Annotated in this window: 13 protein-coding genes; 8 read left to right on the top strand and 5 right to left on the bottom strand. The window is 40.6% G+C overall.

Annotated features, from left to right (window positions below):
* Positions 1 to 182: 182 nt before the first annotated feature.
* Complete coding sequence (locus AB0756_RS18415) at positions 183 to 2,054, bottom strand: DUF3685 domain-containing protein (RefSeq protein ID WP_038081111.1); 1,872 nt, start codon at positions 2,052 to 2,054, stop codon at positions 183 to 185.
* 138 nt (positions 2,055 to 2,192) lie between these two features.
* On the opposite strand from AB0756_RS18415, the gene AB0756_RS18410 reads away from it, so the two are divergent.
* Positions 2,193 to 5,219 (top strand): pentapeptide repeat-containing protein, encoded by a 3,027-nt coding sequence (locus tag AB0756_RS18410; protein WP_038081110.1) that lies wholly within the window; start codon positions 2,193 to 2,195, stop codon positions 5,217 to 5,219.
* Between the two features lie 28 nt (positions 5,220 to 5,247).
* Here the strand turns inward: AB0756_RS18410 and AB0756_RS18405 are convergent, their stop codons facing one another.
* Positions 5,248 to 5,703: a Fur family transcriptional regulator gene (locus AB0756_RS18405; protein WP_038081108.1), complete on the bottom strand. Its 456-nt coding sequence runs from the start codon at positions 5,701 to 5,703 to the stop codon at positions 5,248 to 5,250.
* 897 nt (positions 5,704 to 6,600) lie between these two features.
* On the opposite strand from AB0756_RS18405, the gene AB0756_RS18400 reads away from it, so the two are divergent.
* The gene (locus tag AB0756_RS18400) at positions 6,601 to 7,623 is read left to right on the top strand and encodes a mechanosensitive ion channel family protein (protein ID WP_038081191.1); all 1,023 of its coding nucleotides are present in this window, start codon (positions 6,601 to 6,603) and stop codon (positions 7,621 to 7,623) included.
* Between the two features lie 251 nt (positions 7,624 to 7,874).
* Positions 7,875 to 8,831: an undecaprenyl-diphosphate phosphatase gene (locus AB0756_RS18395; RefSeq protein WP_038081107.1), complete on the top strand. Its 957-nt coding sequence runs from the start codon at positions 7,875 to 7,877 to the stop codon at positions 8,829 to 8,831.
* A 111-nt stretch (positions 8,832 to 8,942) separates the two neighbouring features.
* Here the strand turns inward: AB0756_RS18395 and AB0756_RS18390 are convergent, their stop codons facing one another.
* The 3 genes from AB0756_RS18390 to AB0756_RS18380 form a co-directional block, all read right to left on the bottom strand.
* A complete protein-coding gene (locus AB0756_RS18390; protein ID WP_038081106.1) occupies positions 8,943 to 9,839 on the bottom strand; it encodes an ABC transporter substrate-binding protein in 897 nt (298 codons plus the stop codon).
* Positions 9,840 to 9,939: 100 nt separating this feature from the next.
* Positions 9,940 to 10,722, bottom strand: coding sequence for an ABC transporter ATP-binding protein (locus AB0756_RS18385; RefSeq protein ID WP_038081104.1), 783 nt, complete (start codon positions 10,720 to 10,722; stop codon positions 9,940 to 9,942).
* On the bottom strand, positions 10,719 to 11,705 hold the full coding sequence (locus AB0756_RS18380) for a FecCD family ABC transporter permease (protein ID WP_038081102.1): 987 nt from the start codon (positions 11,703 to 11,705) through the stop codon (positions 10,719 to 10,721). Before AB0756_RS18380 ends, AB0756_RS18385 begins: the two co-directional genes overlap by 4 nt.
* A gap of 133 nt (positions 11,706 to 11,838) precedes the next feature.
* Here AB0756_RS18380 and AB0756_RS18375 point away from each other — a divergent pair, with 133 nt between their 5' ends.
* The 5 genes from AB0756_RS18375 to AB0756_RS18355 all read left to right on the top strand — a co-directional run bounded on the left by AB0756_RS18375 (position 11,839) and on the right by AB0756_RS18355 (position 21,878).
* Entirely contained in the window at positions 11,839 to 13,167 is a 1,329-nt protein-coding gene (locus AB0756_RS18375; RefSeq protein ID WP_038081101.1) for a TIGR03279 family radical SAM protein, read from the top strand.
* Between the two features lie 169 nt (positions 13,168 to 13,336).
* Complete coding sequence (locus AB0756_RS18370; RefSeq protein WP_050045923.1) at positions 13,337 to 16,138, top strand: family 10 glycosylhydrolase; 2,802 nt, start codon at positions 13,337 to 13,339, stop codon at positions 16,136 to 16,138.
* 632 nt (positions 16,139 to 16,770) lie between these two features.
* Positions 16,771 to 19,230, top strand: a complete 2,460-nt coding sequence (locus AB0756_RS18365; protein ID WP_050045926.1) for a PAS domain S-box protein — start codon at positions 16,771 to 16,773, stop codon at positions 19,228 to 19,230.
* 207 nt (positions 19,231 to 19,437) lie between these two features.
* A complete protein-coding gene (locus AB0756_RS18360) occupies positions 19,438 to 20,661 on the top strand; it encodes an EAL domain-containing response regulator (protein ID WP_038086295.1) in 1,224 nt (407 codons plus the stop codon).
* A gap of 122 nt (positions 20,662 to 20,783) precedes the next feature.
* Positions 20,784 to 21,878 carry a hybrid sensor histidine kinase/response regulator gene (locus AB0756_RS18355; RefSeq protein ID WP_038086293.1) on the top strand — a complete coding sequence of 365 codons (1,095 nt, stop codon included), beginning with the start codon at positions 20,784 to 20,786 and terminating at the stop codon, positions 21,876 to 21,878.
* Positions 21,879 to 21,952 lie beyond the last annotated feature (74 nt).

The raw sequence follows: 21,952 nt of genomic DNA, 5'->3' as shown, positions 1-21,952 counted from the left end.
GCCAGTCCGGCGCGGGAAACCCGCCTATGGCAATGAGCATGCCACGCACACGGTTCAGGGCTGAACTCACCACCTACGTGGACTTAATACAAAGCCCGCGCCGGCGGGCTTTGTTTGTATAGCCCAGAATTCTATTCTGACGGAATTTGCAAAAACGGGATGCACCCCATAACAACTAACAACTAACGTCTTAAAGAAACATTACCAATTCCTTGGATGATCCCACGAGCGATCAAACCAATACCGCGACCAATTATCCTTGTTAAAACAAATACAACACCATTTCCTAATAAAGAGAGTAATGATTGCAAACGAGGTGTTAATGCGTCTCGAAATTCTATCGCTAAGGTAACCAATAGCGGAATGCCAGAAAGCCGAGCAAGTTCTTGATTGCGAGGAGCATAAATTGAAATTTTTGCAATACCGCGAGGTGCAAAAATAAAAAGTTCATAGCGGCTTTCAAAAATAGCTTGAGGTTGAGATATGTAAGTGCTTAAACGATATTTCCAAGATAAATCGTTTCTAAATTTTTCTATCTCTCTAGTGGAGAGCAACTGGCGAGTGTAAAAATTTTGTTTGATTGCTTCCACATCTGATAAAGAGTTTAGCAATGGCTGAACCACACTATTAGCTATTTGAATCAGGAGATTTTCTAAAATATTTTCTGCTTGCTTTTTTGCTTCATCACTATTGGGTGGATACGAAGTATTCTCTACTTGTAACTCGGTTTGAAATAACAAATAAGAAAATAATTCAACAAAAAAGGGAATTTGATTAATAATTTCTTCTTGAACTACAACAGCACTTTGTAGTAAGATATTGACGATTTCTAAATTACGACCGTCAACCCTAATCTTAGAAAATTTTCCAAAAAAATCTATAGTTGATTCTCGCCATATATCAAGTAACACAGTCTCTTTTAAGTTATATATGTCTTGAACTTCTATATGCGAAGTACGCATTTTATCTAGTGTATCTGCTACTTTTTGCAGAATTATATAGAGAAGTTCCCGTTTTTTGTCTGCACGTAAAATATCAATTTCTAAAACGACTTCAGTTAAGTTTTGCAAAGGGAACTGAATTTTTGTAACACAAAGAGCAAATAATTCTGCTTGTAGTGCTCTAGGGCTAAGTAAAACTGGTGGTTTTGGAGTTTTTAAGGAGTTTGGATTGGGATGAGAAAGCTGTAAAGGTAAGTCTGTGGGAAACTGCGCTCCTTCGGTAGCAAAATAATTGCCTTGGGGAACATCACGGGTGAGGGACTCGCGATCGTAGGAAACACGAGCTTCTACTTGTTGCCTTTCCAAGGGAGAAGTTAATAAGCGATCGAGTAACCAACGAGCTGCTAAAAGTTCTCGTCGGCGTCCAGCAAGAACTGCTTGCTCCAAAAGTGGAAGCCCAGGAACTTGTAATTTTGCGGTAATCTCTGCCAAAGAAACGTTGATGTAACCTTTCCCCGACAAGCGCAGCTTATTCCGAAGGCGAGATAGAGAGAGTGGGAGAGTGGGGGATTGGGAGATTTGGGGATTGGGGATGAATCGAGTTTGAATTTTGGATGGATCGTATGTACTTCTTCCTTGTCTCGCTTGTCCTCCTTGTCCCCAGTCTCCCTCTTGTTCTCCCACTTCCTCGTACCAAGACGAACGCCCAGCTGCTACTTCTTCCATAGCAGTCACTAATTCAGCCACAGGTATACCTTTGGGACAGTAACCATTGACGCCTGCAGCCTTTGCTGCCAAGAGTAGTCCTTGTTCTTGAGTTGAGCTTAAGAGCAATATCGGCAAGTTTGGATATTGAATTTTCAAATGCTGACAGAGTTGTAAACCGAGTTGTTGGCTTGAGATAGAGTGACCGTTACCCAGTTCTAAAACCACCAGGTTCACGCGATTAGGGTCATTACGTGCAAGTTCTGCTAGGATCTGCAATGCAGTGGTATCTGTTTCGGCTTCGGATATCACCTCAATGTCAGGGATGACTTCCAAAGCTACCCTTAGCCCTAACCGAAAAATAGGGTCTTGGTCAATTAACAGTAGTTTCAAAGGGCGAGCACTCATAGTTGGCTAAAAACAAGTGTTGTTCTTATTAGGTAAGAACAAGCTTTACAAATCAGCTTAATTTCCCTATTGTGACCTGTTTCCGCAACTCAATAAATGATTAATAATTCTTATAGGCTGATATTCCATATCTAAGTAATGAGTTTGAGTCTTCGGCATTGGTTAGCAGAACACGATATTGAAATTCCCCATATAGATCGATTTTCATCGGGGCAAATAGCTGGCTTGGCATTTCGTATTGTTCAAGATATGGAACTCAAAAGCCTGAGCATATTCGATCTTTGTCCGTTCGTTGAAGTTTTAGAAGTGCCTTTAGGGGCTGATGTACTAGAAATTTCTACCTTCGCACAACTGACTCAAAACCTAGTCAGTGCCTTTAGCCAAAAAAAATCTTTAAAACGCAATGAGGGGACGTGGTTGGCGTTTCAAATTGCTTATCTTCGTGCTTTACACCAAGTTCTCAGCCAGGAAAAAAAACTCCGCCGTCCTTGGCTAAGTAGGATGATGATATGGGATAGCCCCCCGTCCTCTTTACGTCTTCTTCCTGATGCTCAACTACAAGGGCTGCTGAAAACTCTCCGTCCTGGAAAGCTGACTGACACTCAAGCCGAGCAAGCACTGTCTGTGGTTGCAGATTCATTACTCGTCCAACAGATGAACAACGCATCTGTGGCTTGGTTGTTGGCTAATAGTGCGGAAGAAGCAGAAGCTAAGTCGCTCGTACAGCGATTGGTGAATGGGCTTACCGGACATTTGCTTGCTGCAATTGCGGAAAATGCTCCCTCATTTGCTCAACTCCAAAAATTCTTTCGGTTGGGAAATTCGTTACTTCCAACTTCTACGTCTACTGTAACAGCAGGTGACAAAATAGACTTGTACCGAGAACTATACCGAGCCAGTTTAATTCAAAGTTACTCAGAACCGCTATTTGCAGAATCTTTTTCTCTCAAAGATGTTTATGTCTCTCCTAAGGGTCAACCATTAGAGAAGAATGGTTCCGGGCAAATGCCAACCACTTCTCAAGCGGTCGATTTAATGACGTGGGCGCAGCAACAACTTTCCGATCTGGAAACTGTTGCTTTGATTGAATCAGAAGTGGGTTATGGCAAAAGCAGTTTTTGTCGAATTTGGGCAGGAATATTAGCTCAGGAAGCTTATCCTAACTGGATGCCAGTACTTATTAATCTTTCCGAGGTGACACCTTGCGAAAGTTTGGAAGCAACATTAAATTCTGGTTTCAAAGGAAACTTTCACGTCAATCTTTCAGAATGGCTGGAATTATCTCATCCAAGATGCCTTTTGCTTTTGGATAGTTTGGATGAGTTACCACCTTCTTACCTGGGTAAGAGGGCAAAAGCTATTTTTATTCAACAATTAATTGATTTTCAATCCAAGCATCAACACAAAATTTTCTTGACCAGCCGCTCGGCAGTCTTACAAGAAATCGCTCAAGATCTGCCATCACAATTAAACCGAATTACCATAGAGCATTGGGAACAGGATGAGCTGAGACAGTGGTTTCAACAATGGGCAAAAGTACAATCTTTACCAGTTGCCCAAAATTTCTTTACATTTTTAAAACAGGCAGGTATTTTCGCTACTAAACCAGAATTACAAGAACTTTCTGCTTTTGTGCGACAACCTTTGATGCTTTATTTGTTGGGCATTTTACATCGGGATGAATTGTTTGATGATGAAATTTTGCAACTAGCAGCTCAAGCTCAGCATAGAGAAAATGCTTCTTTGTTATGGGAAATTTATTACCGTCTGAGTAAATGGCTGTTTGGTTATCCTCAAGCTGAAGGTATTAAAACAGTGCAAATGGGTTGGGGTTCAAGCCATATTCACCGTACTCAAGAAGCGATCGCTAATCTATTACAAGGTCATCATCCTGAAGAATTGCTGGAAATTATGCAAGATACAGCGCTGCGTATTTTGCATTCAGGTCACTGTCGCATAAACCTGACTGAGGAATTAGATATATTGCCAGCATTTTATTTTAAGCATGGAGAAGGAAGTAGAAATTTTCTCAACGGAATCGCTAAAGTCCAAAACCCCAAATCCAAACTCAAAAATTCTCTAGAATTCACTCACTCTAAGTTAGGTGATTATTGGTCTGCTAAAGCTATAATTGCAGGTTTAAAACAGCTTGTTAAACGTATTCCTAGTGCTTATGGTGAGCCTAGTTTTATATTGGATTCAGAAAGTGAAATTGCTCTCCATCTTTACAAGTTACTTGGTTATGGTGCTCTCAGTCAGGAAATAGAAGCACTTGTCATTGAAGGGCTGCGACGCTTAAACAAGTGGGAATTTAGTTTTGAAGTGCTGTGTCAGCGTCTGTTACCTTTTTGGTATGCCTATTGCCAAGGTTATTGGTTAAATGAGGGTATAGGGCATCAAGCTTTGAGTTACTTTCAGATGTTCCAAAATCCCGTTAATCTGGAACAGGTGAATGCAGCAGTAGGATTCAACATTTTTTTATTACTTTTTAGCAGCCATCAGGAAGCAAAAAAAGAATTTTTTCCCTGCGGGAGCCCTGCTTCTTTAACAGAATTTAATTCAGAAGCGCTTATGTGGCTGATCGGTAGGACATCGATTTTAGGCAAAAACATTCTTATATCTCGCATTCGCTCCAAACCTTTTAGCTTTATCAATCTCTCAGGAGTTTATTTGGAAGCAGTGCTGCTAGCGGGGGCTAATTTTGGAAAGGTGAATTTATCACGTGCTGAGTTAGTTGGGACAAACTTTGCTACAGCTAATTTCCAAGATGCAAACCTTGCAGGTGCAAACCTCTCGAATACAAATTTAGATAATGCTAACTTTATGGGAGCCGATCTCACGGGCGCAAATCTTACAGGAGTAAATCTTGATTCTGTAAATTTGACTAATGCCTGTTTATTTCAAGCTGTGTTAACTGACGAGGGCAAACAGATTGCTTTACGTAAGGGTGCGATATTCTCATCAGAACAGTTTCAAATCATCAAAAATTTACTGTCACAACCATCCCTGCTTAATGTTAATAATACTACAGACAAAACAGTTATTTGGGCTAACAACAATATGTTGGAGAAGGGAATTATTGAAAGTATAGAAGGGGATCTAATTGTTTCAGAAGAGCCATACGATGATTGCGGCGATAACCCAACAGTAGTTAGCGATCGGTGATTAATTACCAACCACTAACTACTAACCACTAACCCTCATTCTGTTCTTTGTTATTGCGGTAGCCGTAAAAGTTAATACTGTAATCGGTAATTTTAACACCTGTTTGTTCTTCTACCTTGCGAATGAAATCTTCTGGAAGTTCTATATGAACATCAAGAATTTGATCGGTGTCCAAACAGTTAACGTGACTGTGAGAATCGCTAATATTGCCATACAAACGACCATCACAGCGTTCTATACACTCAATGATGCCTTGACCGGATAAAGCTTCTAAATTTTGATAAACAGAGGTATGTCCGATACCTTTCCCTTGCAAGTTTAGGCGATCGTAAATTTCTCGGGCAGAAAGATGCTCTTGTGCATCCCATAACAGTTCTAAAATAAAACGGCGCTGGCGACTCACGCGCATACCAAGCTTCTGACAGCGATCGAGAGCATCTTCTAGAGAACGAATTGGTTGTGTAGATAACGCTTGTTTTTGCATATTTACTTTAAGTTTTTTAAATTAATAGGTTTCTTATCCCTGTTAAATGTTTATTTGTTATTTTATGTATCTTGCGCTTTTGCTCCTCTAAGTTCACTTCTCCCCAAGAGGAACTTTGGAGCACTGGGGCAACGGCTGGTTGAAGTGACGTATATTTTTTGCTTCTCAAGCCTAGATTGTTCACACCCTAATTTAAAACAAACTCATTACAACTTTAACTTAAAATTGCTGTAAACGTCTACTGCACCGCTGCTATCTTGTCAATAGTTAATAATTATTTGCTGTACGACTGCAATTTCCGTCAAAAGAACGCGTGTTCGTCAGACGTTACCCTCCCACCCCTTATATTAGACAGGGCTAGAACCTCGCTCCACAAGAGAAAGCCAACATTGTAAAATAAAAATTAAGCAGTCACCTATTTTGCTCGTCTTGGGGGAGTTATCCGTTTCCAAGGCTGCATTCGCTAGACTTATAAAGTTTGCACTCTACTAGGGATTTCCAAGAAACAAATTATCCCTATTGTGGGATGGGTGGGGACGCCTGTCTTATATTGTCAGCTGTAGAAGCCCCGCAGTCGCCCCAACAGGGAGATTTCCGCTATCTTCTTACGGAGACGCTGCGCGATAATGCAGGCGCTATACCCGCAAGGGCTATAAGGGTCCGCCAGTTGCCAGGGCGTGGGATACCCTTTTGAAGGGCTAGATTCACCGCACGGCGATGCTCTCGTTACCACAAGCAATATTGGGAAATTTTTTATTTGGAAGTCTCCTATATCGTCTTCATAAATAACTATATGCGGTTTCAAACCGTATTTCAGCAAATAGGGTAATTTTCTGTAGTAAATGTTACAAAATTACTCTAACCTATCGTTCCCTAAATCAAAAGTTGAAAATCATGATGATGCAATTGATTGTGCCAATTGGATTTCTTCTGATTGGCTTAGTTAGTGGAATTATTGGCGAACAAGTTATTTTTAGAAAACTCAAAAAGATTGCATTTGGCAGAAAATTCCCAATTGGTGAAATACTGATTCAATCCTTAAATCGTATGCCGTTTATTTGGTGTACGCTAGCTGGTTTTTATGGTGCCGTTATTAGTTATCGTGCAGACCCAGAAATTACAGATGTTCTGAAAAAAATTATTACCATTGCTTTTTTATACTCTGTCACTTTAGTTCTTGCTAGACTCACTGCAGGAATTATCAATCTTTATTTACGGAGAACAGAAGGACTTTCAGCATCTTTGATTTCTAATGCCGCCAAAACTGCTATTTTAGTTCTAGGCATACTCATTTTACTACAAACACTAGGCGTAGAAATCACACCTGTTATTACCACTTTAGGTATTACAGGTATTGCAGTTGGTTTAGCACTTCAAGACACACTAGCCAATTTATTTTCTGGGTTTTATTTAATTATCTCCAAGCAAGTCAGAACGGGAGATTATGTGAAGCTAGATACTAGCAATCATGAGGGTTATGTTACAGATATTACTTGGCGCAACACCACTATTAAAGAGCTGTCTAACAACGTTATTATCGTACCTAACTCGAAGCTAGCTACTGCAATTTTTACAAACTATCATCTTCCAGTTAAAGAAATTACTCTGATAATGAATGTAGGAGTTTCCTACGATAGCGATTTAGAACATGTTGAAAGGGTCACTGTAGAAGTTGCAAAAGAAGTCATGCAAGAAGTAGCCCCTGAATTGATGGGCAATGAGCCGTATTTAAGATTTGAAGAATTCGCCGATTTTAGTATTAATTTTACGCTATATATGCGAGTGAGTGAATTTTTCGATCAACGTATTGCCAGACATTTGTTTGTGAAAAAATTACACAAGCGCTATCAAAAAGAAGGAATCAAAATTCCTTTTCCTGTTCGCGATGTTTACTTGCAAGGAAATGTTAACAGTAACTAGCAATCGCTACCAATTACCAGCCATGTTGGCAATCAAACCTTAACTCTTCATACTTTCTTCATATTAAGAGTGAAAAAACTCACAAAAATAGGTTAAAGTTGATAATTTAGTAAAATTACGTAAGCTGTTCTAATCTTTGATCGTTTAACCTTTATACTTTTAAGTGCTTTTTTACTGGAGAGTTTCTGTAGGGAAGCATTTGTGAAATTGTTTGTAGAACTGATACAGATGGCGATCGCAAGGTAAACTGAATGATTTTATCAAAACGTCAATTATTTGTAATTTTAAGTGTTTCATCTGCCGCGCTCTCGATTGCGTTAGAACCGTTAAAAGCTTTTGGCACTCAGCCTACAAGCGCCAATGGAGCCCAGCATATGAATATTTTCCAAGCCCTCGTCTTGGGTTTTGTTCAAGGAGCTACGGAATTTTTACCTATCAGTAGTACGGCTCATTTAAAAGTAGTGCCAGTGATACTTGGGTGGGGCGATCCGGGAGTCGCTTTTACAGCCGTTATTCAGCTTGGGAGTATTGCTGCAGTACTGTGGTATTTCTGGGGAGATTTGACACAACTTGTTGTAGGAGCAACAAAAGCAATTAGCCGTTCCGATTACCAAGACAAAGACTTCCGCGTGAGTTTGGGAATTCTGATAGGAACACTGCCAATCATTGTTTGTGGACTTTTAATTAAAAAATTGATTCCCGACTTTGATAATTCCCCCTTACGGAGTCTAGGAGCAATAGCCATTGCCTCAATTTTCATGTCTGTACTGTTGGGTATTGCAGAAAAACTGGGCAAGCGCAAGCGGGAATTCAGCCAGTTGGAAATGTCAGATGGTATATCGATGGGATTGGCTCAAGCTATGGCACTCATTCCCGGTGTTTCCCGCTCGGGCTCTACACTTACAGCAGGACTATTGATTGGTTTGGAAAGAGCAACCGCCGCAAGATTTTCCTTTTTGTTAGGTATCCCTGCTATTACCTTAGCTGGTTTAGTTGAGTTAAAAGGTTTGTTTGAACTTGGCTTTGGGGATAATTTGGTTCCCTTGATCGTTGGAACAGTTTCATCAGCAGTCTTTTCTTATTTAGCGATCGCTGGTTTGTTACGTTTTCTAAAAACCCGAAGCACTTGGGTCTTTATCTGGTATCGCTTAGTCTTTGGTATCGTGATTTTAGGGTTGATTGGAGCAGGAATTTTGACTAATCAGTAACTAGATCTCTTTCCCAGGCGGAGCTTGGGAAAGAGATCTGAAAAAGACGGGGTTTTAGACTGAAGTTTTCGCTAACTAAGAAGCAGGAGCCAGGAAACGAGCAAAAATTAATTACCCTAGCAAAACTGCTTTTAATTGCTGACAAGCTTTTGCGATCGCATCAATACTACCAGGATTGACAAGCCCGTAGTAATCAAACTCGTAGACTCGATTATTTTTTGTTGCTTTTAGGGACTTCCAAAAAGATTCTGACTGAAAAGATTTTAAAAGCCCAGGTTGAGGGCTAACAATAATGAGAACTTCTGGATTGGCTTCCAAAATTTTCTCAGCAGAAAGAGTTATGTAACCGGGTATCGGTGCTTTTCCTTGTAAATCTTCTGCTAAATTTGTTACCTGAAATTTATCCAGTAAATTGCCAGCCCAGCTTTTTTTATTTGGTGCTAAAATCGGTTGGCGGCTGACTAGTACCAAAGTAGATTCCTTCTGTATTGGTTTATCGGGCAAAAAAGTTTGGTACTGCTTTAAAAGTGGTGTTGGATCTGCATTCACTATCTTTGCTAATGTTTTAGTTAAATCTTCTAACCCTTCCCAACTATCGACTTTAGTGAGCAGAGTTTGAATACCTAACTCTTTGAGTTTGTTCGTTGTTTGATTGGAAAAACCCTCTGCACCAATAACTAAATCTGGTTTCAAAGCTAAAATTTTCTCTAGATTTGGTGGTGCTTGACCTTCGCTGACACGAGGAATATCCTTAAAACGTGGGTCATTTTTAAATAAGTTGCTACCTGACATTCCCACAATTTTTTTACTGTCCAATCTAGAAATAATATCTGTAGATAGAGATGTTAGCGTAACAACTTTTTCCACCGATCGCTCGGGTTGCTGTGTCACAGCAGTAGTATTTGTCTCTGATAAAGTTTTTGCCTGCTCGTTTGCTGTATTGGAGCAAGCAAAAATCCCAAAAATTATCCAGATAAATAGTCCAATCAATATTAAATAACGCTTCATAATAACACCTCAAAATATATCAACTAAAGAATGAAGTAAATATTCTAAATAAATTGAGTCTTCTCAATCTGTATATCAATTTTTCTTATCCTTCATATTTTTAGTCAATTGCCATTAAAGAACAAATTTGCAAACCGACTGGTGTTTCGATTACAGCAATTTTTACACCTAAAACATTAGCTAAATTGTCTGGTGTTAATACTCTCTTGGGTTCTCCTACAGACCAAACTTTTCCTTGATAAATTAGAGCAATACGAGAGCTATACCTAGCTGCTAAATTGACATCATGCAGCACTGTAATGATAGATATATTTTGTTCTTGGTTAAGTTGTTTGAGCAACTCTAATAACTGCAATTGGTAGCGTACATCTAAATAAGTTGTTGGCTCATCTAAGAGCAACACTTGTGGATTTTGGGCTAATGCAAGTGCTAAAAATGCTCTTTGTCTTTCACCCCCCGATAATTGTTCTACAGAGCGATCGCGGAATGTTTGCATCTGTGTTAGGTGTAAAGCTTGTTCTACTTTCTCTCTATCTTCTGCATCTAACTCCCATTGCCACCAAGGTTGGTGGGGCGTGCGTCCTAAAGAGACTAACTGTTTTACTGTCAATCCTGGAGGTATTGTTTGCTGTTGTGGGAGTAAAGCCAACTTTTTAGCAACATCTGTTGCTTTTTGAGTATGAATAGCTTGTCCGTCAAGGAGTACAGATCCTGTTTGCGGTTTCAACAAGCGACTCATCAGTTTTAGCAGGGTGGATTTTCCCGAACCGTTAGCACCGACTAAACTTAACCATTCTCCCGCTTGAAGTGTGAGGGAAATATCTTGAATAACGGGTTTGCCTGAGTATCCACCAGTAAGAGCGTGAGTTTCTAAGATTGTCATCTGCGGTTGTACAGTAACCAAATAAATACAGGCGAACCCAGCAGTGCGGTGATTGCACCTACTGGTAATTCTACAGCGCCCAAGCGAGAAAGCAGATCGGCTCCTGTTAAAACTAAAGCGCCACCTACAGCACTTAAAGGCAAAACAAATCGGTAATCTGTGCCAACAAACAAGCGGATACCGTGGGGAACGATTAAGCCAACAAAGCCAATCAATCCGGCGACACTCACAGCACCAGCAGCAAGTAGTGTAGCAACAGCACCAATCGTAATACGCGATCGCGCCAAGGAAACTCCCAATCCAACTGCTAAGTCATCTCCTAAATTTAATAAATTAAGACTGCGACCGAGTAGCGACCCTAGCAATAAAGCTATACAAATATAAGGTCCCGCAAGCGCAACTAGATTCCATCCCCTACCGTTAAGACTGCCAATTAGCCAACTTAACGCTGCTTGGATCTGTCCATCTTCTGCTAAAAGCAACAAAACCGATTGAATTGCTCCAAATAACGAACTCACAGCAACTCCACCCAATATTAACCTTTCGATAGAAATACCATCACCACTGCGAGCCAGAAGATAAACGAACAAGGTAGTCAATAGGCTACCAACCCATGCAGCAAAAGGAATCCAACTTTGCAATATTCCCAGAGCAAATATTGGGACAGCTACCAAACCCGCCCCAGCCGAAATACCAAGCAAGAAAGGATCGGCTAGTCCATTCCGAAGCATTCCTTGAAGCAGTGCGCCAGACATTCCCAAAGCTGCACCCACCAGCATTGCTGCTAGGGTTCGAGGTAACCGTAAATCCCAGATAATAGTTTGAGCGAGCGTATCGCCTTTACGAAGTACTGCCTGCCATAATTGGGATGGAGTTAAGGCAACTGCCCCAAAAGATAAAGAAATTCCTATTAAGAACACCAGTGTTACACTGAGCAGTAAAGTTGCCACTACAACACGGTTATCTGAGATAATTTTTTTCACTGATGTTAATTGTTAATTGTTAATTGTTGGCTCTTAGAGACTGTGATAGAAAAACACTATAATTTTTCTGTTCATTGTACCACCAACCACTCACTACTAACCACTAACCACTAACCATATAATCCTATTTAAAATGGCTATTATTCATCCTGCCCGAATTACTAAAGTATTATCTGAATCTATCGCCGCAGAAATTGGATTTGAACCGGGAGATGCAATTGTTAGCATTAACGGTACAAAGCCCAGAGATTTAATAGATTATCAATTTTTATGTGCTGATGAAGTGCTGGAATTGGAAGTGTTAGACGCTGCTGGTAAAACACATTATATAGAAATTGAAAAAGACTTCGATGATGACTTGGGGCTAGAGTTTGAAACAGCGCTTTTTGATAATTTAATTCAGTGCAACAATCACTGTCCCTTCTGTTTTATAGACCAGCAACCTCCCGGCAAACGTTCTAGTTTATATCTGAAGGATGATGACTATCGGCTCAGTTTTTTATATGGCTCTTACTTAACTCTTACAAATTTACCAGAACGAGAATGGCAGCGTATTGAAAATATGCGGTTGTCACCCCTTTATGTTTCCGTTCATGCAACAGAGCCAGAAGTCAGAATCCGATTGCTAAAAAATCCCCGAGCCAGTCAAATTTTGCAGCAAATTCAGTGGTTCCAAGAAAGAAGACTTCAAATTCACGCACAGGTTGTCGTCTGTCCTGGTATCAATGATGGCAGTCATTTAGAACAAACACTCAGAGATTTAGCTTCTTTTCACACAGGTGAAGTCCCTGCTGTTGCCTCTGTAGCAGTAGTACCAGTGGGTTTAACAAAATTTCGCCCGCCAGAAGACGAACTGATACCCGTAAGTACGGAAAAGGCAAGGGAAACAATTCAGCAAGTGCGATCGCTACAACGAGAGTTTCAGAAAAAATACGGTCAAAACTGTATTTGGTTAGCTGATGAGTGGTTTCTTATTGCTAGAGAGGAATTGCCAGAAGAATCCGAGTATGCAGACTATCCGCAAATCGATAACGGTGTTGGTTCCATTCGTTTATTTCTGAGACAATTTTCAGAAACAGCCGATCGGTTGTTACCACCAAAAATTGAACCTAGAAAATTTACTTGGGTTGTGGGTAACGCAGTAGAACAAGCATTTGAGCCAATTATCAAGCGATTGAACTCAGTTGAGGGATTAGAGGTAAGTATGTGTGCTTTGTCAAGTGACTACTGGGGACAGAACATCAGCGTCACGGGCTTGCTAACCGGTCACGATTTGCTCCTAAAGTTAAAGGGGCAAGACTTAGGAAATGGAATTTTGTTGCCAAGTGTCATGCTGAAACATGGCGAATTAGTATTTTTAGATGATATAAGTGTTGATGATGTGGCTCAAGCACTGGGTACAAAAGTATTTCCAGTGTCAGGAGTTGAAGAATTAATTTTAATGCTAATGGCTAATGGCTAACGGCTAATGGCTCATAGCTCATAGCATTTAATAATTAGCAATTTTATTTGATTTTTGAATACACGTAGGGTGGTCAATGCCCACCAAAAGCTTGAAGCGGTGGGCAACCAGCAATTAGCCATTAGCTATTAGCCATTAGCTATTAGCCATTAGCATATGGAGGTTTATAGTGATCGATCGGAAACGAAAAATTCAAAAAGCAGGATTTTTAATTTTTAATTTTAAATTCTTACTATTTAATTTACTAATTTTGCCCGCTACGGCAACAACTCCAGAACCAGTTATCAGTATTGTCCAAAGTACAGAAAATACAAATCAGTGGACGGGCATTACAAACCGTTTGCAGACTGCGGGAATCAAGTACTGTGTAATTCCCTTGTGGAATGTGAGGAGTGCTGCGGATTGGGGCGATCGCACTATCTTATTTATGCCTAATGTTGAGTCATTAGCTCCAGCGCAAGCTATTGCTTTAGAAGAATGGATGAGCAAAGGAGGACGTTTAATTGCCAGCGGTCCGGTAGGAAGTGTATCAGCACCAGGAGTTAGACAGCTTTTGCGTACACTGTTGGGGGGGTATTGGGGATTTAGCCTTGAAAACGCACAACAGTTACAACTTCCATCAAAACAAAAAATTCAGGTCTGGGCAGATAAAAAGGAACTTTTTGGCAAGATACGCGGTGGTGTGGTTGTTCCCGATGAATTAGCCACAACTCAAACTGCTGCTGTTTGGGATTCTAAAGATAGCCCGGTCGCAGTGGTAGCTACGGATCGTTCTACATTTTTTGGTTGGCGTTGGGGAGTCGATGCTGTTGCATCACCAGAGTTAGATACAGCTTGGTTGCAAACAAGTGTCAACCGTTTTCTCAAGAAACCTACAACTGCTCCATCTCGAGTAAAAGGGGGTTCGGGAACTTGTAGTCCCACTGTAGCAACGCTTCCCTCTACTTCTGGGATAAGGGACACAAGGGGACAAACAACTTCTTCATCTACCTCATCCAAAACTTCTCCTACTCCCCCACTCCCCACCGCCCCATCTCCATCCTCTGCTCCCCTCTCCCTACTACGCCAGTCGCCTCAATGGGGAGAACCCCCGTATGGCGCTGGCTCCCCTACTCCCCCCATTAACATTGCACCGACACCAAAATCAGACGAAGCAATCGACCAATTAGAACAAAGAGTACGATTTAATGTTGACCCCTACTCACAATCGCCCATCAGCTCATCAGATGCGATCGCACTCCAACACGAGCTTGAAAACCTAATTGGTAGAGTAGAGAGTTCTCGTTTATCAGCTTCAGTTATTAACGGAAACACCAACGCAGCCCAAGCGGCGAAGGCGCAACAAACAGAAGTTGCATCCACAACACCAGGTTCACTGGTTTCCAATCCAGAACAAGTTATCGATAATGCCCGCGCAGTTGCTAAAAACTTGCCTCAATTAATTGCACAAAAAAACTATGCCCTTGCCCGTCAGCAGTGGCAAATAGCAAGAGCAAATCTATGGAAACAATTTCCTCTCGACCAAAGACTTGCTCCACCAGAAATCCGGTCTGTCTGGCTCGATCGCGGCACAATCGTCCGTGCTAAGAACGAACAGGGGTTGGCTGTTATTTTTGATAAATTCGCTCAAGCGGGAATTAACACTGTATTTTTTGAAACAGTCAACGCCGGATACACAATTTATCCCAGTAAAATTGCACCACAACAAAACCCACTTGTTCGAGGATGGGACCCCCTTGAAAGTGCAGTTAAGCTAGCTCATGAGAGAGGTATAGAATTACACGCCTGGGTTTGGGCATTTGCGGCAGGTAACAGAAATCATAATAAATTACTGAACCTTAACCCTGAGTATCCCGGACCCGTGCTTGCTGCTCATCCCGATTGGGCGGGCTACGACAATCGCGGTCAGATGATTCCAGCAGGACAGGGTAAGCCGTTCTTCGACCCAGCTAATCCCCAATTAAGGCAATACCTACTGAATCTCTATGAGGAAATCGTCACTCATTACAACGTAGATGGTTTGCAACTAGATTACATTCGCTATCCCTTTCAAGACCCATCGGCTAATCGGACTTATGGTTACGGCAAAGCTGCTAGAGAGCAGTTCCAACAACAAACTGGTGTAGATCCAGCCAACATTTCTCCTAAAGACAGAGAATTATGGCAAAAGTGGACTGAATTTCGGACTTCTCAAATCAATACATTTGTTGCACAACTGTCAAAGCAACTGCGAGAAAAACGACCGAATTTGATTTTGTCAGCGGCTGTATTTCCTTTACAAGAACAAGAACGCATTCAAAAACTTCAACAACAATGGGAAGTTTGGGCAAAGAATGGGGATATAGATTTGATCGTTCCCATGACCTACGCTTTAGAGACAGCTCGTTTTGATCGACTGGCACAACCTTGGATCAGATCTTCTCAACTGGGGTCAGCGCTATTAGTACCGGGAATTCGCTTGCTTTCATTGCCTACAGTAGGAGCATTCGATCAAATTCAACTACTGAGAGATTTGCCCGTCATTGGTTATGCTCTATTTGCCGCCGAAAACTTTGGCAATGACCTACACAAAGTCTTTAGTGCAACTCAAGGTAGCGTTCAACCCAAACCACAAGAACTCATTCCTCACCGCCAACCTTTTCAAACGGCTGCAATCCGCTACTCTGCTTTACAACGAGAATGGAAATTTTTGTTTCAAAATAATAAGTTACCGATGTCTTCCACAACGCTAGCAACATTTCATTCTCAAGCAAATATTGTACAAAGTGCTTTAGATCGGCTAGCGAAAGAGCCTAATTCCAGTAATTTGCTTGCAGCAAAAGCCGTACTGACTCGCTTTGTGTCTCAATTTAGAATCTTAATGCGTGCTCCTTCTCAAGACAATTTGTACCAAATCAAAGTTTGGGAAAATCGTTTGACTACAATAGATCGGTTACTACGTTACGGAGAACGTGCTCAAGTGCGTAAGTAAGAACAAATACTTAAGGCTAGCCTGTGGGTGTGTAGGCAGGTGAAATTTGAAGAAGGCAGCCTTGCTGGAGGCAGATGGCAGAAGGCTCACTTCTGTTGGGGATTCTGACCCCAACCGATTGTAGACACCGTGTAGACGGTGAAGCAGCGTTGCAGGCGGTGAGACTAGTGCCTGCGGAGGGTTTCCCGCGCCCTGGCAACTAGCGAACCCGGAGGGGTTTCCCGCGCCCTGACGACTGCTGTTCGCGAAGCGTGTGCCTTGCACATACCCGTAGGGTGGGGTTTTATACCCCTTTGGCAGAGGTCAGACGGAATAGAGGGGATTACTTGTTACCTTTAATACTTATTCCTCCCTTCTGCCCTCTGCCCTCTGCCCTCTGCCTTTCCCAGATAAATCTTATTGGCTGTGGGAAGGAGATCCGAAGTGCAAGGATACCCTTTCCACAAGAAAATGCGGTTTCTGTAAGAGTGCTGCGCTTCAATTCTCTTAAGAAGAATTTTAAGTAATAAATATTACATTATTTATGTCAGCATACGCAAGAAAATATTTTTTTACAAAGTCACAATAAAACAAGCTACTTTGAAAGATTACTATAATACAAAATTTTTCTACTGAGACTATTGTGACTCTTTATGCACTCCTTAGATCAACACATTGTACTACCGTGTTTGGAATCTATCATCGATCCTTCTCCTCTAACTATTACCGGAGAAGAAACTTTGTCCGATGCGGTGGAACTTATGCGTCAATCTCGGCTAAAAACAGGTTTTGTTGTGGTGTTAAATAACACACAAGTGTTGGGGTTGCTGACAGAGCAAGATATAGTACAAGTAGCTTTTTCAGATATTAACTTTAAAACAATTAAGATTTTTGAAGTGCTGGAGACTTCAGTGAATACCCTGAAGTTTTCTGAATTGGAAAACAATATAGTACCATTACTAACTCTCTTACGCTTGTATCACTTACCTGCACTGGTTGTTGTAGATGAAAAGGAACGATTCATTGGAGTCATTACATACGAAAGTATTTGCCATTCTTTAGAAAGACAAGGAGCGATCGTAGGTCAAGCTCAAGCAGGTCTCGTCCAAGCAAATGCAGAACTGGAAATGCGCGTTGAGGAACGTACACAAGCTTTGAGAGAGATAAATCGGCAGTTAATGTACGAAATTGTCGATCGCCAGTTAGTAGAAGAGCAATTGCGGCAATCTCAAGAAATGTTACAACTTATTATGGACAACATTCCTCAAAGTGTGTTTTGGAAGGATACAACATCTGTCTATATAGGTTGCAACCGCAATTTTGCTCAGATGATAGGCTTGGATAGCCCAGAAGATATTATTGGTAAGACTGACTGCGATCTAGTTCGCAACCAGGAAGAAGCCCAGTATTACCGTGAATGTGATGCTAGGGTCATGGAGAATAACGTACCAGAGTATCATGCAGTGTCACTTCACCTGCGGAAAAATGGTAGAGAAGCTTGGTTAGAAACCACTAGAGTACCACTCCATGACGTAGAAGGTAAAGTCGTAGGCATCTTAGGTACATTTGAGGATATTTCTTGCCGCAAGCAAGCCGAAGAAAGCCTTCGACTTCGCGATCGCGCAATGGCAGCTAGCAGCAATGGCATTGTGATTACTGATGTAACCGTGCCAAACTCACCAATTATTTATGCCAATAAAGCTTACGAGAAAATAACGGGTTACTCTGTAGAAGAAGTTTTGGGAAAAAATTGCCGCTTTCTTCAAAATGGTGATACCAATCAGCCTGGTTTAATTGAATTACGCAATGCTATTATTCAGGGGAAGGGCTGTACGGTAGTTTTACGCAACTACCGTAAGGACGGCTCTTTGTTTTGGAATGAGTTAAGTATTTCTCCGGTTCACGACTCGAGTGGAAATTTAACACACTATATTGGTATTCAAACCGACATCACAGAGCGACAGAGGGCAGCTGTTGCTCTACTAGTATCGCAAGAACGGTTGCAGTATTTACTCTCCTCTAGTCCTGGAGTTATTTATAGCTGCAAACCTTCAGGCGATTTTGACACAACGTTTATTAGTGACAATGTAACGTCCGTGCTTGGTTATGAAGTACAGGAGTTTGTGCAAACTCCTGGTTTTTGGATAAACCACATTGATTCAGAAGATCTGCCAAGAATTATGGCTGGTGCAGCAAAACTGTTTGAGCAAAAACAAATTAACTACGAGTACCGCTTTTTCCATAAAAATGGAAGTGTCCGGTGGATGTACGATCAAGCCAAGCTTGTACTAGATGACACCGGCAACCCTTTAGAAATCGTTGGTTACTGGATTGATATTACAGAACGCAAGCAACTCGAAGAGGATCTCAAAAATGCCTTGCAAAAAGAAAAAGAACTTAACGACCTCAAATCTCGCTTTATTGCCATGACTTCCCATGAATTTCGCACGCCCTTAAGTACTATTCTCTCCTCCGCAGAATTACTACAATACTACAGTCACAAATGGACACGGGAAAAGCAGCTTTCTCACCTGCAACGCATTCAAAACGCCGTTCATCACATGATAGAAACGTTAAACGATGTTTTACTAATTGGTAGAGCAGAATCGAAAAAACTAAATTTAGATCTAGAAGAGTTTGATTTAATTGAATACTGTCAATACATGGTGAAGGAATCAGAATTAAATATTAAAAATCAACAAGTAATCAATTTTCAAAGCCAATATAATTCCATCCCATGTTCTATGGATAAGAAATTACTGGGACAAATTCTAAGTAACTTATTATCAAATGCTATTAAATATTCTCCAAACAATAACCTTATTCAATTTACCCTTCAGTTAGAAGCTGAGCAAGCAATCTTTGAAATTCAAGACCGTGGGATTGGTATTCCACCAGACGATCTACCCCATATATTTGAATCATTTCATCGTGCTACAAACGTCGGTCACATCCAGGGAACGGGATTGGGACTGGCCGTTGTTAAAAGATGCGTTGATACCTACAAAGGTGAAATTACTGTAACAAGCCAAGAAGCTTTAGGAACAACATTCACTGTCAGGTTACCAGTAGGGAATGGGGACGGTGAGGCTCCTATAGGAGATAAGGGGTAATGGGAAATAACAATTGACGACCCTATCTCCTACCGGAGACTCTAGATGCAAGGCATACGCTTGGGCGGTGCCGTATTTTATGGTCAGATACTGCTTTGTTTTTGAAAGCTAAGCCTGTAGGGTCATACACCCATTAGGGTGCAGGAGACTGACCTGTAGCACCGGACTGACTGGCAATTAGTAACCAACCACAAACTTAGGAAAATTATGATCAAAATTTTAGTCATTGAAGACGAACAATCAGTAAGAGAGAATATTCTAGACCTATTAGAAGCAGAAAACTATGATATGATTTCTGCTCCCAATGGAAAAATAGGTTTACAACTGGCATTCACTGAAGCGCCCGATCTTATTTTGTGCGATCTTATGATGCCAGAGGTTGATGGCTACGGGGTACTGACTGCATTACGCGAACAAACAGTGACAGCAACAATTCCATTTATCTTTCTGACTGCTAGATCTGCCAGATCTGATTTTCGTCAAGGCATGGATCTAGGAGCAGATGACTATTTAACCAAACCATTTACTCGGGCTGAACTGTTAAATGCGATCGTCAGTCGCTTATCCAAACAAGCCACTCTCAAACAACATATAAATAATTCCAACTATGACAGTAAGGCTGTCTCCCCAGAAGCACACAAGCTTGAAATGTACCTGCGTCAGACTTTAGAACAACGAGATTTTCGCCAATTTCAAATTTATTATCAACCTATTGTTGATATCAATTCTGGCAAAATTGTAGCAGCTGAAAGTTTATTGCGCTGGCACCATCCAGAACTGGGTATAGTTTCTCCCGTACAAGTGATACCCATAGCAGAGTCTACAGGTTTAATTGTTCCTATTGGAGAATGGATATTGCGTAGTGTATGCAAGCAGACTAAATTATGGCATGATTCAGGATTTCCTTTCTTGCACGTTGCGGTCAATTTATCAGTCTGTGAATTGATGCAACCTGAATTTAGTCAAAAAATTATTAAATTTTTACGGAACAATAACCTAGTGGCAGAGCGCATAGGACTAGAATTAACAGAAAGCATGATTATGCAAAATGTCGATGGCGCTCTTCAAAATATACAGGAAATTAAATCTTTAGGAGTACAAATTGCTATTGATGATTTTGGCACAGGTTATTCTTCTTTGCTTTATCTGAAGCAATTACCCGTTAATACATTAAAAATAGATCGTTACTTCATTCAAAACGTTGCTAACGATCCCCAAAAAGCAGCAATCACTACAGCATTGATTCAAATGGCACACAATTTGAATCTTAAGGTTATAGCTGAAGGTGTAGAGACAGAACAAGAATTAGAATTTTTACGAACTTATAACTGTGACGCTATGCAAGGGTTCCTCTTTAGCCGTCCCATACCAGCCTCAGATTTTGAAAAAATGTTAATTGAGGATAAAAAATTAGCGGTTAATGGTCAATAGTTTTTGAGAAGATATTGAATAATTAAAAAAGAATTATATATAAAGTTATTTTTTTAATTTTATTAAAAAAATGATAATTTAAGGAATTTAAACGCAGATAAACAAAAACCAAAAATAACAATATGCACAAAATTCTAGTTATAGAAGATGAAACAACCGTGCGGCAAAATTTGGTAGAATTACTCACTTATGAGAATTTCAAGGTTGTTGCTGCAGAAAATGGTTTAATCGGTATGCAATTAGCTCATGAGGAACTACCGGATATAATTATCTGCGATGTTATGATGCCAGAACTAGACGGGCACGACGTTTTGCAGAAATTACGTCAACAACCCCTAACAGCAACAATTCCATTTATTTTTTTAACCGGTAAGTGTGACAAAGCCGATATGCGCCAAGGAATGGTCTTGGGGGCAGATGATTACTTAACCAAACCTTTTACTAGGGTAGAATTATTAGCAGCTATTTCCTCAAGATTGGAAAAACAAGCTGCTATTCGTCAGCAATCACAAAAAAAGCTGGATGAGTTGCGTAGCAATATTGCGATGTCCCTTCCTCATGAAATGCGGACACCACTTAATGGAATTTTAGGTTTTTCAGAACTTTTAATTAAAGAAGTTGATAACCTTTCTTCACACGAAATCCGTGAAATGGCCGAAGGTATTCATAAATCGGGTGAACGTCTCTACAGGTTAATTCAAAAATTTTTACTTTATGCAGAATTAGAAATTATAGCGACAGACTCACAGAAAATAACGTTACTCCAAAACCACAAAACTACATTTCCTGTAATAGGATTACAAAGATTAATCGATGAAAAAGCTAAAAAAATGGGTCGTGGGTCAGATGTAAGTGTTAATTTTCAAAAAACTTGTCGCTTAAGGATTTGTGAAACTAGACTTTATAAAATGGCTGAAGAATTATTAGATAATGCTTTAAAATTCTCTTTGCCAGGAACCAATATTTATGTAGAAAGTACTGTTAAAAATAAAAAATTTACTCTATCATTTACTGATTTTGGTAGAGGTATGACAAGCTCCGAAATTTCAAATCTAGGCGCTTATCGGCAATTTGACCGAAAACTTTACGAACAGCAAGGTTCGGGTTTGGGCTTAAGCATTGTTAAGCGTATAGCGGAATTACACGGGGGGGAACTCCAAATTTACAGTCAGCCTGGAGAGAAAACGGTTGTGCAAGTACTGCTTCCATGTGCCTGAGAGCAAAAAAATAAATTCTTATAAATTAATCTTCCTACTTTTAATTCCAGCGATTGAGGACAGCTTTTTCACTC

Source organism: Tolypothrix campylonemoides VB511288_2 (assembly GCF_045999855.1).
In the GTDB taxonomy this organism is placed as follows: Bacteria; Cyanobacteriota; Cyanobacteriia; order Cyanobacteriales; family Nostocaceae; genus Scytonema; species Scytonema bouteillei_A.
The sequence above is the reverse complement of the archived record's forward strand: the minus strand, read 5'-3'. Positions and strand labels throughout refer to the sequence as shown.

Bases quoted from the DNA above. Each gene is read 5' to 3' on its own strand.
- AB0756_RS18410 (WP_038081110.1), top strand. From the start codon at position 2,193: ATGAGTTTGAGTCTTCGGCATTGGTTAGCAGAACACGATATTGAAATT.
- AB0756_RS18385 (WP_038081104.1), bottom strand. From the start codon at position 10,722: ATGACAATCTTAGAAACTCACGCTCTTACTGGTGGATACTCAGGCAAA.
- AB0756_RS18405 (WP_038081108.1), bottom strand. From the start codon at position 5,703: ATGCAAAAACAAGCGTTATCTACACAACCAATTCGTTCTCTAGAAGAT.
- AB0756_RS18400 (WP_038081191.1), top strand. From the start codon at position 6,601: ATGATGCAATTGATTGTGCCAATTGGATTTCTTCTGATTGGCTTAGTT.
- AB0756_RS18395 (WP_038081107.1), top strand. From the start codon at position 7,875: ATGATTTTATCAAAACGTCAATTATTTGTAATTTTAAGTGTTTCATCT.
- AB0756_RS18390 (WP_038081106.1), bottom strand. From the start codon at position 9,839: ATGAAGCGTTATTTAATATTGATTGGACTATTTATCTGGATAATTTTT.
- AB0756_RS18415 (WP_038081111.1), bottom strand. From the start codon at position 2,054: ATGAGTGCTCGCCCTTTGAAACTACTGTTAATTGACCAAGACCCTATT.
- AB0756_RS18360 (WP_038086295.1), top strand. From the start codon at position 19,438: ATGATCAAAATTTTAGTCATTGAAGACGAACAATCAGTAAGAGAGAAT.
- AB0756_RS18355 (WP_038086293.1), top strand. From the start codon at position 20,784: ATGCACAAAATTCTAGTTATAGAAGATGAAACAACCGTGCGGCAAAAT.
- AB0756_RS18365 (WP_050045926.1), top strand. From the start codon at position 16,771: ATGCACTCCTTAGATCAACACATTGTACTACCGTGTTTGGAATCTATC.
- AB0756_RS18375 (WP_038081101.1), top strand. From the start codon at position 11,839: ATGGCTATTATTCATCCTGCCCGAATTACTAAAGTATTATCTGAATCT.